Here is a 15,652-nt window from a genome sequence, read left to right as displayed (position 1 = left end):
TTATCCTTCAGGGCTGTACCAGATTGGGGATGTATATGCGCGTTCCTGGGTGATCATTTTCACCTCATCGGGCATCTTGATATCAAATCTGGCAGCGTCATATGCTGTCCAGCGCGGCGTCGGAATTTCGATGACGCGGGCGTAATAGAATGCGTGTTGGGACGGATCAAAATCAGGGTCGGCCCAGACCGTTGCCAATTCAGCTTTACCAATATCATTGGTCCAACTTGGAATGCTCAGGTCGACAGTATTTCCAACAGGTGGCAGCTTGCCATCGGCACTGGGGGCTCGTCCTCCCGACCAAACAACATCATAAACCTTTTCCTGTGTACTGCCGTCCGGCTGCGTCCAACCTTTGACGATTTGCACCCTGTCCAGATTTGCCCCAATGGGATCCCGCATCGCATAGACCAAGAAGGTCGGAGTATCCCCCGTAACATCCAGATCCCCACCCATCGGAACACCCTTTGTATATCCGACGCGCGCGAGATCGCGATGCTTCAGATCATCAATGTCAAAATCACCACCAAAGAACCTGACGGTGATCCGCGGGCCAGTCGTCGCATAAACCTCACGGCGTTCAAGAGCGTCAAACACCCCGGCTCGGGTGTTTTCGGTCGCCCACACGACGGTTGGCCCCGGCGTTGCGTATTGCCAACCCTTGTAACTGATGCCGAGTTTCACGTTACCTTTGGCAACGGAATTGGCCCGGGTTTCAGAGGGTTCCATCCATGTGAACGCTCCAAAAAAATTGTCGTCATCCTGAGTGGTCAATCCCGTATGGATATCCGAACCGCCCACAAACCCAAGCTTAAAGGGATTGATGCCCTTATCCTTCTCAAAGGTTAGACCTTTTTGCAGAACCGAGCGTACATACTCAAATGGCAGCATTTCCGGTGTCTTGGCTTCGGACACATCCAGATTTGCCCAATCCCAGTTCTCGTAGTCGGCAAACTCATCAGTAGGAGACAACAACGGGTGCGTTTCGCTATCCCCCTTGGTTTGGCCAATTTCAACCAACTTCTCCCATTGGGCCCGGGTTTTCAGGTACTCGGGGTCGAATTCGGCGCCATCTCGAAAGGTATCATTCGGGGCAAACATGATGCCGTTTGACAGGTTCGGGTTGTGCGGAATTGCCAGCACATCCCCGCCTGTTTTGTCTTCATAAGCCTGCATCCATTTCCAAAGATCGCGTGGATCGGGGCTGCCCATGGGGGGCGCCATCAAAAAAGGTGAAACCTGTAACGCACGGCTGGGACCATCGCGAAAAATCACATTTCGATGAAGATTGTTCCCGGCAACAAGCGACGTCCACTCATAGGCAATCATGGCGGTAAACACATGCGGCTCGTTAAACTCTTCAGCAGCTTGAACCAGATCTTTCCACGTATTGTCGTAGCCCTCGGAGCCGGGCTGATAGAGCAAGGCATCGCTTAAGGTGCCTTGGCTGAACTGGGCGATCAGATCAATGCTGGCTTGTTTGGCTGCCTCCCCCCCTTTCGCAAACTCTTCGTGGAATTTCTTACCCTGTTCATCCGCCATAATATTTGGCGCACCGCGCATGATATCAGTGATCACGCCCATACCATCGGTATGCTCAGTGAGCATGTAGAAATCGAAGGGCCGCGGCAGCTTCACCGGTTGTCCGGTATTCGAACTTACCTGTCCACCGCGTGCAAACCGATACATGTCGCGTGGCATCAAGGTGGTGCCGCCGCCACCGGCATCTGCTGACAACGCAGAATGAACATGTGTGTCTCCAAACAAAGCCATAGTTGGAAAGTCACGATTGGCATGTGGTGAATAGGCGGATTCTGCCGTGATTTCTTGAGTCCATGCAGGTGTTGTGAGGACCATCAAGCCGGTCGCACAAGCCAGTGATGTCATTTTGGTGCAAAGCTTAAACATTGGGTCACCTTTAAATCTTGGAGTAGGAAATAAATGTTTAGATAAACAGAGCATTTGGAGTTCATTCTCTTTCTCGTTTAGTTGCTCAATTCCTTAATATGCATTCAACATGTACATTAGTTACTCTAGTTAACAATGTTTGCAATAGATCCAGTTCCATTGGTAATGCAGCCATTCCCTTTGGCAGGCGCCAAAGCCAGCGATGCAGGCTGCGTTGGAGTTCTCCAAACGAACACCAATGACAGCTGCAAGAACTAAGAAGTACAATACTTTTATCGTGCGAAACCTAGCGAATGCCCACAGATCAGATTTGGGACGGAAGCAATAGACGGGACTGTCGAAGGAAGCAGAGCAACAACTGCAAGTAAATCTTGACTCGATGAAGCTTACTGAAGTTTGCCAACAACCTCACTGGCATTGAGAAAGGAAGAAATAGGAGTTGGAAACGACCGAAAGAATTCCGGATGCACTGAAGCCACTCTCGTGATCTCGAATCCTGGATGAATTAGGTTGCCAAGGCGTGGCTGCTGTTTTCTTACAATGGCGTAATCAAACCAACTATCCTTCTCTGTGCTAATCTTGACATGCTAACAATTGAGGAACGTATTGAAATGGCTCAGTCGTCGCTAAAACACGAAAGAGCCGGGTTTGTTACCCGATGGCCATATGACAATGTTTCTCGCGTTGGGGCGCATGATTTCTCACCAACTAGCAAAAAGGGACGTGTCGTTCTAATAATTCAACGCGCAGAGGAAGATGGCGCTTGCGCAAATGTGCAGCAATCGTCGTAAGGCTTCGACGTTGGGATGAGACACAAGATAGGTGCCGATATCTTCCAGAACAGTTTCGCGCGGCACCCCCAGAGACAGGGCCGCCGCATCCAGTACATCCCACGTCAGCGCGTCATCATAATGCAGCATCGCCTCAAAGTCGGAAAACCCCAACTCAGCCAAAGTCGCGATTTCGATCCAACGCTCGCGCCCATAACTGTCGCGGATAAAACATTGAACAGCCCTGTTGATCAGCCCATGCATGAACGGTGTCCTCTTTGAGACCGCAGTATGGGATGAGAGGGCTTAACAAAGCCCCAATATGATCAATTCTCAGGATTAAGCTCACGATCCCCCAGCCACAGGGCATTGTGACTGCTCGGGGCTACACGGAAATCCCCATCCAGAACGCGCTGCACGTCCGCGGGTTTCAGGCGTACCTTACCGCCGCGGGCTTTATCCACCAGATACCCGCCAACCACAAAGTCGCCCTCATCGTCGATCCAGACCGACAGGGCTTCATAGTCCCCGCCCGTGGAAGGCAGGAACAATACACCTTCGGGGTGTTCGGTACGCGTGTTGAAATTGTCCTGCAGCAACACACACCCCGGCTCGGTCTCGCGCTCGCAGGCGTTGACCCAATCCTTGAGACGAAAGTCCGGCAGTGTTGCCACAACATCCGGGTTCAATACCTTGTCAGCGGGCACCATTCGAATGCTCGCGATCAAACGGGCACGCAGGTTATCCCAATCCGGGTCACCCAAACGTTCGCCGAAACTGTATCGGTTGTCACTTTTGGCGGCCAAAGCAAGGGCGCGGTGCAGATCGGCATGCTCATCGGCAGGCAACGCCGCCAGACGCTCCAGCGCCCGCGTACCGGGTTTACCCCAGTCATGCGCCATTTCCCATATCGCGGCCTCTTTTGCAGTGACCTTGCCATCCATGTAGCGGGCGGCCTGCGACCTTGACGAGATCGCTTCGGCACTGAACACCGGGATCAACCAGAGCACACAAAGCCCCAGAACCACCCCTGCCATGATGATATTGCCACTGCGAATGCGAGCCATCCACGCGCCGCCTCGCAAGACCGACACAAAATACAACAACGCATAGGCCGTGATAATCACGGCGGCGCCCATCGCAGCCAACCGGTCGGGCGTCCAGCCATATTGCGCCACGCGCAACCACACACCCCAAATTGCCAGCCCGGCCAACACTGGCAGCAACAGCGCTACGCCCCGCACGGCCCATTGCATCCATCGCGCCTTGACCGCATCGGCATCGGACTTGTCCAGAGCGACGCTCACAAGGCTAATTCCGCCCAGCGCCACAGCCATCATTGTTCCCGCAGGCGACAATCCGGCAAACAACGTATTTGGATCGCTCATCGGCAAGGCCAAGACAAAGATCACCATGACTACCAACAGCGGCGGCAACAAAAGACGCAACAGGTGAAGCAGCATGTAAGGAGACAGGTAATCCCGCATCTCCCAAACCACGCGCAACGCAAGGCCAAAGACGGCGCCGACCAAAAGATAGGGCACCGGATCAATATCGATCAGGTCGCCGATCCAGTCTATCGACACCAACGACAACAGCGCATCCGACAGGAACACGACCAGCCAGAACAGCCCGACAAACAACCAAGCCGCCGTATAGCGCACCACGATGGACCATGAAAAATCAAACAGGTCCAGATAGGACGACCAATAGCGTCGATCCCAAACCCACACCGCCACAAAGGGCATGGACAGTCCAAGGAACAACATCCAGGCTATGATCGGAAACCGGGCATCCACAAATTCCTGGCCAGTCTCAAAGCCGAGGCTTGAAAGGCTCAAAAGAACCGCGCCAGCCAACGCCAAGACAGCCGCGCCTTTGGCCGAACGCAACAGCGACGTCGGTCCCGAGATGGCCAGAAGAACACAAAAAAACTGCCACGGCTGCAATGAGTCCCGTCAACACATGTGGGTTGGATACCAGATCAGGCAGGATTTCGATCAAGAGCCATGCGGCCAGCCCAGCCATAAGACCGGTTAGGGTCATCGCCCCACGGCCTGCAAGGATTGCGTTTTCGTCAGACGTCATGCTGCTCTCCCGCCGGTAGTTTGAGCACAGTTTAGGCGGGAACGGCGGCTCGTGATAGCCCTCACGTTACGTCCTGCGACGACGCGCGCACCTCATGTACCGGGCATCGAGACGAGGCAGTCCGGACATCAGAAATCAGTCGGTGCGCCACCCTCTTCTTTGCGTTTCGCGACAAAGGCCGCCAGCTCTTCTCGGATCGCGGCGTCTATTGCAGGCGCCTCAAAGGTATCGAGGATCTGCTGATAGATATTGTGAGCGCGTTCGGGCGTCCAAACGCTACCAGCCGCTTCCCACGCCTCAAAGTTTCGCCAGTCGGACACGAAAGGCTGATAAAAGGCCGTTGTATAGCGGTCTTGCGTGTGCTGAATACCAAAGAAATGGCCCGCATTTCCAACCGATCGGATCGCGTCCAGCGCGATTTCATCTGGGCCAGTGGCCGTGACTTCGGGTTCCATGTAACGCTGGATCATCTGCAACACTTCGCAGTCCATGATGAATTTTTCCGGTGAGGCGATCAGCCCGCCCTCAAGCCAACCCGCAGCATGATAGACCATATTGGCCCCGGACTGGACTGCCGACCAGAGCGAGTTTGAGGTTTCCCACATCGCCTGTCCGTCTGGCACGTTGGCTGCGCAAACCCCGCTGGCCCGCATCGGCAGTTTGTAAAACCGCGCCATCTGGCCAGTCATCTGTGTCGCACGCATGTATTCTGGCGTCCCAAAGGCAGGCGCGCCGGATTTCATATCCACATTTGACGTAAAGGTGCCTATCGCGCAGGCCGCGCCTGGGCGGATGTACTGCGCCAGTGCTACAGCGCAAAGCCCTTCGGCCAGAGATTGCGCAACAGCCCCCGACATGGTCACAGGCGCCATCGCACCGGCCAACGTAAAGGGGGTGACCACAAGACCCTGATTGCGCCGGGCCATACGCATCCAGCCATCCATCATCGGCTCGTCATGCTTCAACGGCGAGGTCGAGTTGATATTGGTATACATCTTGGGGCCGGCTTCGAACTCTTCATCACTCCAACCGCCCGAGATCCGCACCATCTCCATCGCGTCTTCAACACGTTCCTGACCCAACGAGTAGGTGTGCGCCACTTTGTCGGTCAGTGTCAGCTTGTCATACATCACATCAAGATGGCGAATGCTGGCGTGAATGTCCTGAGGCTCGACAGGGTAGCCACCAACAAAGTGGATACAGTTGAAATACTGGCTGAGCTTGAACAGGTTGGCACACATCTCGCGTGTCCCTGGCACTTTGCGCCCCAGAGTCATGTCCCAGTAATTGGGCGGCGACGACACATTGCCAAACGCCATGTGTTTGCCACCCATGGTGATGGCGCGATCCGGATTGCGCGGCGTCAGCGTCCAGGTTTCCGGCGCTTTGGACAACATCTCCATGACAAAGTCGCGGCCCATGCGGACATTGTCCCCATCAACCGTGCACCCGGCTTCTTTCAGGATTCCGCGCGCTTCGTCATTGTAAAACTCAATCCCGATCTCTTCCAGAATGCGCATCGCGCCGTCGTGGACGGCCTCAACGCCTTCCGGGCTTAACGGCTCGGTCGGGCGGTCCAGGTTGACAGGCTGTTGCCAAGGCATCTGCTCAATTACACCGGCACTGCCGCGTCGCGCTGCATTTCCCGCACGACCGCCGCCGCGCCGCCTGCGCCCCTCTGAATCCGCCATGACTCACTCCTTGACCTTAGACTTTCCTCAGGAAACACGAGAAGCACAGTCGCAAAATGCAGCTTTGCGACAGAAGCTGTCGTTTTCAGCGAGCCCCCTAACTTCATTTTGCCAAAATTACTCCGGGGGAGCCGTGCAAAAGCCATCGCTTTTGTACGGCGGGGGCAGCGCCCCAACCTGGATCAGGTCACAGTGTCTCTGTTGTTTCAGGCCGCCAGCCAGCCCGGAATATGTCCAATGTTGGGGAACACCACATCGGCATAAGGCGCCAGCTCGGCCTCAGTTGCCATGCCGGTCAAAACCGCGATGGTCTGCATGCCCGCCCGTTGGCCTGCAATCAGGTCATGTGTACTGTCACCAACCATCGCCACCCGGTCGGGAGAGAGCGTAAACCGCTCGGAAAATGCCAAAAGGGGGCCGGGATCGGGTTTCGCTCCAAACCCGCTGTCAAAGCCCAGGATCAGATCAAACCGCTCTTCGACACCAACACTTTTGAGATGCGCGCGCGCGGCATACTCCGTGTCGTTGGTCATGACACCCAAACGCAATCCGCGACCAGACAGATCATCCAGAAAACCCGCCAATGGAACCGCCTCGCTCAACGGCGCTTCTGACGCGGCATACATCAAGGTGTTCTCCAGTTCCGCGATGTCGCGATCGGGCAAGGCGCGTCCAACAGCTTCCGCCGCGTCTCGGTTTGTGCCAGCAATGATCGCGCTTTGCGGCAAGAAGCTGCCGGTGGCGAGGTCAAAATCCAGTTCCCCGGCAATCCGCGACGCCAAATGCGCATCGCCCTCGGCAAACTTGGCGATCATTCCCTTGGCAAAACTGTTCCAGGTCAACCCGAAGTCAAACAGGGTGCCATCTTTGTCGAACAACAGTCCATCTACACGCATCGTGACGCCTCATGGGTTGGTTTGCGCCACCCTGCCCGTGGTCTGAGCCCGTGACAAGAGGGCAAATACAGCCCGGTATCAGGTCCAGTGACGACCTGCCTCGCCTGCCAAAACATGCCGCGCCATCAAAGGGGTTTCGTAGGCGTGGCCCGCCTCATCGCAAAACGCGACCACCCAGGCGTCGTCCATCGTCAAAAACTCAAGAACCGACACCTGAAAGCTCGGATCTCCAGCTTGTGCCTTGAGATCATCTGCTGAGGCTCCGGTTGTTCCCAGAAACACACCGACCAAATCATCGTTGCCGACTAGCCAAGCCAATGCCTGAAGCGCCAAAACCTGCGCTGCCTCTTGGTTCATTGCCATTTTCATCACTTTCGCAATCTTTTCTTAACCAATCCGAATACAAACTGAATAAACCCAAATGCAAGCAACAGGTCGCCCCATGCCAGGCAAGATATTGATCTTTGATTCAGTGCCGACCAATCGGATCGTGCTCAAGGTCAAGCTTTCGGCTGCCTTCTATCAGGTTGTGCAAGCTGGAACACTCAAAGAAGTACAGATGTTGGTCCGGCGCGGAGCTCCAGATCTTATCCTGATTGGCAATGTCGCAAGCGGCACGCGTGAGAGGCTGGAAGATGTCCGCGTTTTGCGCCAAACGGCAGAGAGCATGCAAATTCCCATCCTGATGATTGCAGAACATGTGTCGCGCGATCTGCGCGTAAAGGCGCTCAAGGCCGGAGCAGATCACATTTTTGAGAAACCTGTGGATGAGTCTGCCTTGTTGGCGCGCATTCGCGCGCTGCTGCGATTGAGAGAGGCGAATGAAGACCTGTCGCCGCGTGCGCGTGTCGCACAATCGCTGGGGTTTGCCGAAGCGTCGCCGCCTGCCTTTGAAACGTGTGCACAAGTATTGTTTGCCACGTCCGAGGCGCGCCTTGGTCTGTCATGGTGCACTCGATTGAAACCGATTGTGCCTTATGCACTTAGCCACAAACCCGTTGCGGAAGCGCTTCAGGGTCTCCAGCGTCTGTCAGCTCCAGACAGTTTCGTGATCGCCCTTGACGAAGCCACGCCAGAGGACGGGCTGCGGCTTTTGGCCGAGATACGCGCCCGCGCCGCAACTCGTAACTGCGGCGTGCTTGTGGTTGTGCCTTTAGGGTGTGACAGCGCTCAAACGGATGCACTGGATCTTGGGGCCAGCGATGTGATGACCGAAGGGTTCGATCCGGAAGAGATGTCACTGCGCCTTGCTGCCATCATCAAGCGCAAGCGCCTGCGCGACACGCTGCGCCGCAACGTCCGCGAGGGCCTGGAGGCAGCCGTGACAGACCCGCTTACCGGGCTGCACAACCGTCGCTTTGCCCTGCCCCATCTGGACCGCGTCGCCGAGTTTAGTCGCCGTGGGCATCACAACTTCGCGGTTATGGTCGCCGATCTGGATCATTTCAAAGCCATCAATGACCGCTATGGCCATACAACCGGAGATGCGGTTTTGGTCGCCGTGGCAGAACGTCTGCGCGAAGCTCTACGCCCGATTGACCTCTTGGCACGAATTGGTGGCGAAGAGTTTCTGATTGTGCTTCCCGCTACCACTCTGGAAACCGCCAGATTTACAGCGACCCAGCTCTGCGCCCGGATTGGCGAAGATCCTGTGCATCTAAAAAAGAAAGACCTGCAGGTTCCTGCGACAATCAGCATTGGCGTCGCACTCGCGCAGGATAACGCCCGCGGAGCACTCTACAGTGGCGCCGACCTCTTGGACGAGGCTGACCGCGCGCTCTACCGCGCAAAGTCTACAGGGCGCAATCAGGTTTTTTTTACGTCGCAAAGCGCGCCAAACGCTTCTGGCGCGGCGATGCAGTCTTAGGGCTGTTTTGAAGGGCGCTTGTGTTTGCGCCAACTCTTGGGATCCTTGACCATCTCACGCATCCGTGCGGCATAAGCTACGCGAGCCTCTGGCGTCATCGTCTGCACATAGTCCAGCCAAGCCTCTTGCGCGATGCGCATACGCTGGGACACACGGTCAGTCAGCCCCTGATTGGCGACTCGCAACGCCTCAACATCAAGTGGTTCAGCCTCGAGCACAGCAATCAGAGTCTCATATGACGCGGTCTCAGGTTTTGCGGATTTGCCATCGTTTCGATAGGCTTTGCGGATGTTGCGGCCAATCTCGCGCCGGTCCTGATGCTCAAGCGCCCCCAGAATTGGCATGGACATGCGGTCCATGACATGCGGCGGCGGACCGGATCGGCCAAACTTTAGCGCGGCGCCACCGATAAGGCCGACAATGACAAGATTCAACGCCAGCGACAGGGTAAACACGACGCGCAGCCAACGTTTCATGCCCGGTTTGGTTTTGGTATCTTCACGCATCGTCACAGATCCTCAAAGTCGAAGTAGTCGTCAGCAGCAAGGTCTATCAGATAGCCTTCGACGTTCTCGGTCATCAGACCGCTTAGCCCATAGGGCAACATGGTTTCCGAGGCGTTGAAGCCAATCCAAACGCCCGCAACGGTCGCGGCCGCCAGTCCCGTCACCGATGGCCAGCCTCCGATCACCGCAACGAATTGCTTCCAGCGATGCCCGAACTTGTGAGCACGGCGCACTGGTTCATCGACGGTCGGCTGGTTGGCCTCAGCATCTGCCAGAACCCGTGCGATCAGATCCGAAGGCACCTCTTGGCGCGGATCTTGTTGTGCCGCACCAAACAGGTCGTCAAGCATTGCATTTTCACGTTCATTCTCAGTCATCGTGATACCCCAGTTCCTCTCGCCGCCCGGCCAAAGCCGCTGCAAGCGTTCTTTTTCCTCGCGCCGTTAGGCTTTCAACTGCCTCGACGCTAATCTCCATAACCTCGGCAATCTCAGGGTTTGCGAGCCCGTCGATATGTCTTAGCACAACCGCCTGTCGTTGACGCTCTGGCAACTGTGCAAGTGCTGCCTGAAGCGCATCAACACGTGCGCGATCTTGCATCTTGTCCACAACCGACGCCGTATCATCCTCGGGCTCAGGCACTGCATCCAGCGCCACTCCGCGCTTTTTGCGCAATCGGTCAGTGCAAAGATTGGCGACCACCCGATAAAGCCACGTGGTCACCTTTGCTTCACCCTGACGCCACTCAGGGGCGATTTTCCAAAGTCGCAGCATGGCTTCCTGTGCCACATCCTCTGCCTCGGCACGATCCCCCAACAGACGATTGGCATGGCCAAACACCCGCGGCGTCAACCGAAGGGTCAACACCCGCGCCGCGGCCGCGTCACCGTTGGCATAAAGCACCAACAACGCGTCGTCAGAGATATCGTCCTGAGCATCAAATGGCATCTGCATGGTTCCGATGGCCTAGCCTCTTACCGGCACGTTGGCAAATCTCAAAGAATGTCCGGGCACGAGGGGACGCTGGTGCCCGGACGGTCTCAGACTTAGTTCTCGACTGGAGCCTTCGACTTATCTTTTTTGCCTTGCCGACGCTCGGCCATCTTGCTGCGTGCTGCGTCGAACTCTTCCTGGGTAATGACACCGTCGCTGTCGGCGTCCATGCGCGCGAACATCTTGTCCTGACGCTTTTCGTTGGGCCGCATCTCTTCGAGGCTAAGTTTGCCGTCGCCGTTGGCATCCTTGCGTTCCAACATCTTGTCGCCGTGTTTGTCAAAGCGCGCCTCGATCTCTTTCACCATATGCGCTTTCATTTCTTCCATGGACAGGAAGCCATCTCCATCCGTGTCTGCTTCCGCGAAGCGCTGCTCGCCAAAGGCTTGCATTTCTTCCTTGGTCATCTGGCCATCACCGTTGATGTCAAGCTGCGAGAACTCCATCGGCATGGGGCCACGCGGACCAAAACCTTTGCCGAAACTTTTGGCTTGAACCGCGACCGCTGTCACACCAATCGCTGCTGCAACCACACCTGAGATAATCAATGCACGTTTCATGAGTTTACTCCTTGTTTCACTCGTTAAAACCGCCTCATCAGCTGGTTTTCGAAAGGTAATACGCAGCGCTCCTCGCTTTCCGTCGGAAAATATTTGGGCCTTGGAAAACGAGGCTAAATGGTCAAATCTTTGCGACATCGGGACGCAAGGCGATTTTGTCCCCTTTCATTGATGGGGTTTCGAACTCATGTTCTTGGCCTGAACACGCGAGGACATCATGACTGACATCACTGCCGACGTCGTTGAGCGCGAGCTCCGACCGGCCCTGTTTAAGGGTTGGCGACGCAAATGCCCGAACTGCGGCAATGGCCCCCTTCTCAAAGGGTACCTAAAAGTGCGCGACACGTGCTCTGTGTGCCGTGAGGATTTCACGCCGCAACGAGCGGACGACGGGCCAGCCTATCTGACCATTCTGATTGTCGGACACCTGATGGCCCCCCTATTGCATATCGTATTCGTGACATGGCGCCCTGAGCCCCTCATCATGTTCACGATTTTTGCGGTTGGATGCGTGGCGCTTTCCCTCTACCTTCTGCCAAGATTCAAGGGGGTCGTGGTGGCCTTTCAATGGGCTCGTCGTATGCATGGGTTCGGCGCAAAGGCCCCGTGATCCCGGCACAGACCGGGGGCATAATGAGCGAAGATAAGACAGCGGTGCGTAATGCGGCAACGGTGATCGTGCTGCGGGATCGCGCAGAGGATCCGCATATCCTGATGGGTCAACGCGGCGCCAAAGCAGCCTTTATGCCCAACAAATTTGTCTTTCCTGGTGGTGCCGTGGACAAGGCAGATGCCGACATCCCACTGGCCGCCCCCGTACCCGGCGTCTGTCAGGACCGCTTGCTGGAACAATCTGAGCCGGGCCTGAGCCATCCACTCGCTGTCGCTGCCGTACGCGAGTTATGGGAAGAAACCGGGCAGATATTGGGTCAAAAGGGCGATTGGAAGATTGATCCGCCCGAAGACTGGGTTACCTATGCCGCAACCGGCCATGTCCCGACCGCCCATGCGCTGCAATTCGTATTTCGCGCCATCACGCCTCCGGGTCGTCCACGGCGCTTTGATGCACGTTTCTTCCTGTTGGATGCGGCAGAGCTGTCGAGTGACCCTGATGATTTCGGGCAAGCCTGTGATGAGCTATCTCATCTGCAGTGGATCCCGTTGAAGAAGGCCCGCGAGTTTGATCTGCCCTTTATCACCGAAGTTGTCCTGGCCGAGGTCGAAGCCCGAGTGACAGATCCGACCCCGCCCGACATCGTGCCATTCTTTCGCAACACCGACGAAGAAGCGTTGTTCATGCAGCTTAAAGGGCGCATGCCCGATTGGCGGGACGAATAGGATTTTTCAGCCCTTAAAAGCGGCGGCAAAACACGTCAAATCCAAAGCACCAGTGCCAGGATCGATCCTGACAGCAACGCCATGCCCAATGCCTCTCGGCCAGTGATCTTCTCGCGGAAGAACAACACTGATCCGATGATGGCAAAGATCAATTCAATCTGACCCACGGCTTTGACGTAAGCCGCGTTTTGTAGCGTGAAGGCCGTGAACCAGCAAAACGATCCACCAAGGCTGGTCAGCCCGATCCACAACGCCGTTTTCCACGCCGCAAGCACCTTGGGGATTTCCTGCGGGTCTCGCACTTTGAGCCAGAGCGCCATGGCGACCGTCTGCATCGTGGTTACCGCCGCCAGGGTAACCAGCGCCCTTAACAATGGGTCCGTTGCCGCCACCTCAAGCGAAGCACCGCGGTAAGACACCGCCGAAACCCCAAACAGGGCACCGGCCAGCAATCCAAGGGCCGCAGATGGGCTGAGCAAACGGCGCCAGATCGGGCCGGTCCGTTCCAACGGGCCAGAGAGGATCAGAACGCCAAAAACGCCAATGACAATGGCGATCACCCCTTGGGAACTCAGCGTATCTCCAAGAACCACAAGGCCGATCAGCGCTGTCAGCAGCACCTCAACTTTGATGAAGGTGATCCCCACGGCAAAGTTGCGCCGCCCGAACAGCATGACAGTGCAAACCGTGGCCGTGATTTGCGCCGCCCCACCTATCGCACCAAAGGCCCAAAAGGATGCGCCCGGCATGGGGACCGACGCGCCCAGCGCAAACCAGAGCACCAAAGCCATAACAGCCAGCGGCGCTGAATACACAAATCGCGCAAAGGTGGCGCCCGCAGCCGACAGCGTAGCCTGCGCCAAATGCTTTTGCAGCATAAAGCGTATGGTTTGAAACAGGGCAGCTGCGATTGAGGCGGCGATCCAGAAGGTCATGCCGCCTTTAGATCACGGGGTTAGTCCTGCGGCCAGAGCGGATGTGGTACTGGGTCTTTGGCGCGGAAGAAGTAGCGCAAAAAGATGTCTTTGTATGACCGATAATAGTAGCTCTCATTGCGACTGAGATAACGCTCCCGGTTTTCCCGGAACAGTTTCGGCAGAGTGTACCACGCGACCTTGGGGTGCATGTGGTGGACGACATGCAGGCTGTTGTAGAGGAATATCCACGCCAATGGGCCGTGGTCTTCGATGATCACGGTGCGTCCGCGGCAGCGCTCATGCGCCTGATGTTCCAGAAAGGTGCGGATTTTGAGGATCGAAAGCGCCATGTAAGACGACAAGAGATACGCCCAGACCGGCAATGTGGACACGGACAGCATCCACCAGATCGCAAGCGCCACCGCCGGGATATGCCAGAGCCAGCCACGCAAAACAGCCCCGTCACCGGCGCGGATCAGTCGCCAGTCCGTGCGCATGAAGCAGGCCTGCCCCAACAAGGGTCCAATCAACAAACGCCCGAACAACGTATTGTTGAAGTTCCGCAAAACCCGCGCCCAGCGGGGCATATTCTGCCACACTGCAGGGTCGAGATAGTTGGACTCGGGGTCATCATAAGGATCAGTCAGTAGGGAATCGCGGTGGTGTGCCAAATGCGTGTCACGGAACCGTTGATAAGGGATCGCCAGGCCGATAGCCGGAAAAACCGTGAGGTCACTTAAGGCCTGATTTCGAAACGGATGCCCGTGAAGAACTTCGTGCGTCAGCGAGGAATGCAAAGCGATGCCCAAAGTGGTCAAGGCAATACCAAGTGGCAAGAACATCGCGCCAGCCCAGGTGGTGCCCAAGACAAAGGTGCCGTAGCACAAAAACAGCATGCCCAGCGTAGGCAATTCGATGAGCGGAGCTTTGCTGCGGGCTTCAGACATGACGCCCCCAGCGGATATTGGACCAGACACGCTCGTAGAGAATGTAGAGAGTAAACCCGATGGCCGTGTTGATCAGGGCCATTGCCCCGCCCACTGCGGCCGATCCGGTTGCGATCAGCCCGACAAGGCTCATCATTGCCAGCCCCATGGCATTCCAGATCACAGCTTTAAGCAGGGAGCGTTTGCGGGTTTCCATTCTGACCTCTTTTATTGGTGTTCACAGAACTGTTACTGCGAATAAAAGAGGTGCGGAATTCGGAATGTAATTCACAAAGTCCTCGTTTGGTGATAATTATAAACTTATGAGCACAAACATCGACAAACGCTTGCGCGCGGATCGCTTTCGCCAACGGCTGGCCACCGCCATGCGCAACAAGGATGTCAGTCAAAGCGCACTGGCCCGCCAAATCGGCGTAGACCGGTCCACCATCTCGCAACTTCTCAAGGATCAGGGCGCGCGTCTGCCCAATGCACAAGTGGTTGGCGAATGTGCCTCGGCGCTGGGGGTTTCAGCGGATTGGCTGTTATCGCTGACGGACCGCCCAGAAAGTGCCGCAGACATTCTTGCCAATTCACTCACCCTGACAGCTGCGCCGCGCGCGCTGGTGGATGAGCAGATCTTTAACTGGCACCTCGAAGCGGCGGGCTACAAGATCCGCCATGTCCCTGCCGGGTTGCCGGATATGCTCAAAACACGCGAGGTTCTGGAATGGGAATACTCCCCCCATCTGGGCCGCACCACGGAACAGGCCATTGGCGCGTCCGAAGACCGTCTGAACTGGATGCGGGCCAGTCAATCTGATTACGAAATCGCCTTGCCGCTTTATGAGCTGGCGAGCTTTGCCAAGGGGGTGGGCTATTACGAAGGGTTGCCTACCGATTTTCGGCACGCACAGCTTGATCACCTCATGTCCCTGACCACACAGCTCTACCCGCGTCTTAGGATCTACCTTTTTGACGCGCGTGCGCTTTTTTCAGCCCCAATCACGGTTTTTGGCCCCTTGCTGGCGGTGCTCTATCTGGGCCGAAACTATCTCGCCTTTCGCGACACCGAACGGGTGCAGGGCTTTACCGAGCATTTCGACAACCTGGTGCGACAGGCAACGATTACGGCCCGCGCGCTGCCCGAGCATATTGAGCGCCTTAGGCGCGAGGGGTAACAGGCTGCTTT

18 protein-coding genes are annotated in these 15,652 nt (G+C 56.3%); 4 read left to right on the top strand and 14 right to left on the bottom strand.

Annotated features, from left to right (window positions below):
- From Q0932_RS04220 to Q0932_RS04190, 7 genes are all read right to left on the bottom strand, one after another.
- Positions 1–1,908, bottom strand: a complete 1,908-nt coding sequence (locus Q0932_RS04220) for a DUF3604 domain-containing protein (RefSeq protein WP_299349973.1) — start codon at positions 1,906–1,908, stop codon at positions 1–3.
- 731 nt (positions 1,909–2,639) lie between these two features.
- Positions 2,640–2,942, bottom strand: a complete 303-nt coding sequence (locus Q0932_RS04215; protein WP_299349971.1) for a heme NO-binding domain-containing protein — start codon at positions 2,940–2,942, stop codon at positions 2,640–2,642.
- Between the two features lie 62 nt (positions 2,943–3,004).
- Positions 3,005–4,543 carry a DUF4153 domain-containing protein gene (locus Q0932_RS04210; RefSeq protein WP_299349969.1) on the bottom strand — a complete coding sequence of 513 codons (1,539 nt, stop codon included), beginning with the start codon at positions 4,541–4,543 and terminating at the stop codon, positions 3,005–3,007.
- Positions 4,494–4,766, bottom strand: coding sequence for a hypothetical protein (locus Q0932_RS04205; RefSeq protein ID WP_299349967.1), 273 nt, complete (start codon positions 4,764–4,766; stop codon positions 4,494–4,496). The genes Q0932_RS04210 and Q0932_RS04205 overlap by 50 nt, the downstream gene beginning before the upstream one ends.
- A 128-nt stretch (positions 4,767–4,894) precedes the next feature.
- Complete coding sequence (locus Q0932_RS04200; RefSeq protein WP_299349965.1) at positions 4,895–6,457, bottom strand: trimethylamine methyltransferase family protein; 1,563 nt, start codon at positions 6,455–6,457, stop codon at positions 4,895–4,897.
- 206 nt (positions 6,458–6,663) lie between these two features.
- The gene (locus tag Q0932_RS04195; protein ID WP_299349963.1) at positions 6,664–7,353 is read right to left on the bottom strand and encodes an HAD family hydrolase; all 690 of its coding nucleotides are present in this window, start codon (positions 7,351–7,353) and stop codon (positions 6,664–6,666) included.
- A 78-nt stretch (positions 7,354–7,431) separates the two neighbouring features.
- Positions 7,432–7,716, bottom strand: coding sequence for a DUF3572 domain-containing protein (locus tag Q0932_RS04190; protein ID WP_299349961.1), 285 nt, complete (start codon positions 7,714–7,716; stop codon positions 7,432–7,434).
- Between the two features lie 79 nt (positions 7,717–7,795).
- Here Q0932_RS04190 and Q0932_RS04185 point away from each other — a divergent pair, with 79 nt between their 5' ends.
- Complete coding sequence (locus tag Q0932_RS04185; RefSeq protein ID WP_299349959.1) at positions 7,796–9,220, top strand: diguanylate cyclase; 1,425 nt, start codon at positions 7,796–7,798, stop codon at positions 9,218–9,220.
- Here Q0932_RS04185 and Q0932_RS04180 read toward each other — a convergent pair.
- The 4 genes from Q0932_RS04180 to Q0932_RS04165 form a co-directional block, all read right to left on the bottom strand.
- Positions 9,217–9,726, bottom strand: a complete 510-nt coding sequence (locus Q0932_RS04180; RefSeq protein WP_299349957.1) for a periplasmic heavy metal sensor — start codon at positions 9,724–9,726, stop codon at positions 9,217–9,219. The genes Q0932_RS04185 and Q0932_RS04180 overlap by 4 nt on opposite strands.
- A 2-nt stretch (positions 9,727–9,728) precedes the next feature.
- A complete protein-coding gene (locus Q0932_RS04175) occupies positions 9,729–10,103 on the bottom strand; it encodes a hypothetical protein (protein ID WP_299349955.1) in 375 nt (124 codons plus the stop codon).
- Positions 10,096–10,680: an RNA polymerase sigma factor gene (locus tag Q0932_RS04170; protein ID WP_299349954.1), complete on the bottom strand. Its 585-nt coding sequence runs from the start codon at positions 10,678–10,680 to the stop codon at positions 10,096–10,098. Before Q0932_RS04170 ends, Q0932_RS04175 begins: the two co-directional genes overlap by 8 nt.
- Before the next feature lie 92 nt (positions 10,681–10,772).
- Positions 10,773–11,279 (bottom strand): EF-hand domain-containing protein, encoded by a 507-nt coding sequence (locus Q0932_RS04165; RefSeq protein ID WP_299349953.1) that lies wholly within the window; start codon positions 11,277–11,279, stop codon positions 10,773–10,775.
- A 217-nt stretch (positions 11,280–11,496) separates the two neighbouring features.
- Between Q0932_RS04165 and Q0932_RS04160 the strand changes: the two genes are divergently transcribed.
- Both Q0932_RS04160 and Q0932_RS04155 read left to right on the top strand, forming a co-directional pair.
- The gene (locus Q0932_RS04160; protein WP_299349952.1) at positions 11,497–11,889 is read left to right on the top strand and encodes a DUF983 domain-containing protein; all 393 of its coding nucleotides are present in this window, start codon (positions 11,497–11,499) and stop codon (positions 11,887–11,889) included.
- A 23-nt stretch (positions 11,890–11,912) separates the two neighbouring features.
- Positions 11,913–12,617 carry an NUDIX hydrolase gene (locus Q0932_RS04155; RefSeq protein WP_299349951.1) on the top strand — a complete coding sequence of 235 codons (705 nt, stop codon included), beginning with the start codon at positions 11,913–11,915 and terminating at the stop codon, positions 12,615–12,617.
- Between the two features lie 35 nt (positions 12,618–12,652).
- Here Q0932_RS04155 and Q0932_RS04150 read toward each other — a convergent pair whose 3' ends face one another.
- From Q0932_RS04150 to Q0932_RS04140, 3 genes are read right to left on the bottom strand one after another with little or no spacing between them, the layout of a single operon-like run.
- Positions 12,653–13,552, bottom strand: a complete 900-nt coding sequence (locus Q0932_RS04150) for a DMT family transporter (protein WP_299349949.1) — start codon at positions 13,550–13,552, stop codon at positions 12,653–12,655.
- A 20-nt stretch (positions 13,553–13,572) separates the two neighbouring features.
- Positions 13,573–14,481 carry a fatty acid desaturase gene (locus Q0932_RS04145; RefSeq protein WP_299349948.1) on the bottom strand — a complete coding sequence of 303 codons (909 nt, stop codon included), beginning with the start codon at positions 14,479–14,481 and terminating at the stop codon, positions 13,573–13,575.
- Positions 14,474–14,677 carry a DUF2061 domain-containing protein gene (locus Q0932_RS04140; RefSeq protein WP_299349946.1) on the bottom strand — a complete coding sequence of 68 codons (204 nt, stop codon included), beginning with the start codon at positions 14,675–14,677 and terminating at the stop codon, positions 14,474–14,476. Before Q0932_RS04140 ends, Q0932_RS04145 begins: the two co-directional genes overlap by 8 nt.
- A 106-nt stretch (positions 14,678–14,783) precedes the next feature.
- On the opposite strand from Q0932_RS04140, the gene Q0932_RS04135 reads away from it, so the two are divergent.
- Positions 14,784–15,641, top strand: a complete 858-nt coding sequence (locus tag Q0932_RS04135) for a helix-turn-helix transcriptional regulator (RefSeq protein ID WP_299349944.1) — start codon at positions 14,784–14,786, stop codon at positions 15,639–15,641.
- Positions 15,642–15,652 lie beyond the last annotated feature (11 nt).

Source organism: uncultured Shimia sp. (genome assembly GCF_947498095.1).
GTDB lineage: Bacteria > Pseudomonadota > Alphaproteobacteria > Rhodobacterales > Rhodobacteraceae > Shimia.
This window is presented reverse-complemented; position numbering and strand designations above follow the sequence as displayed.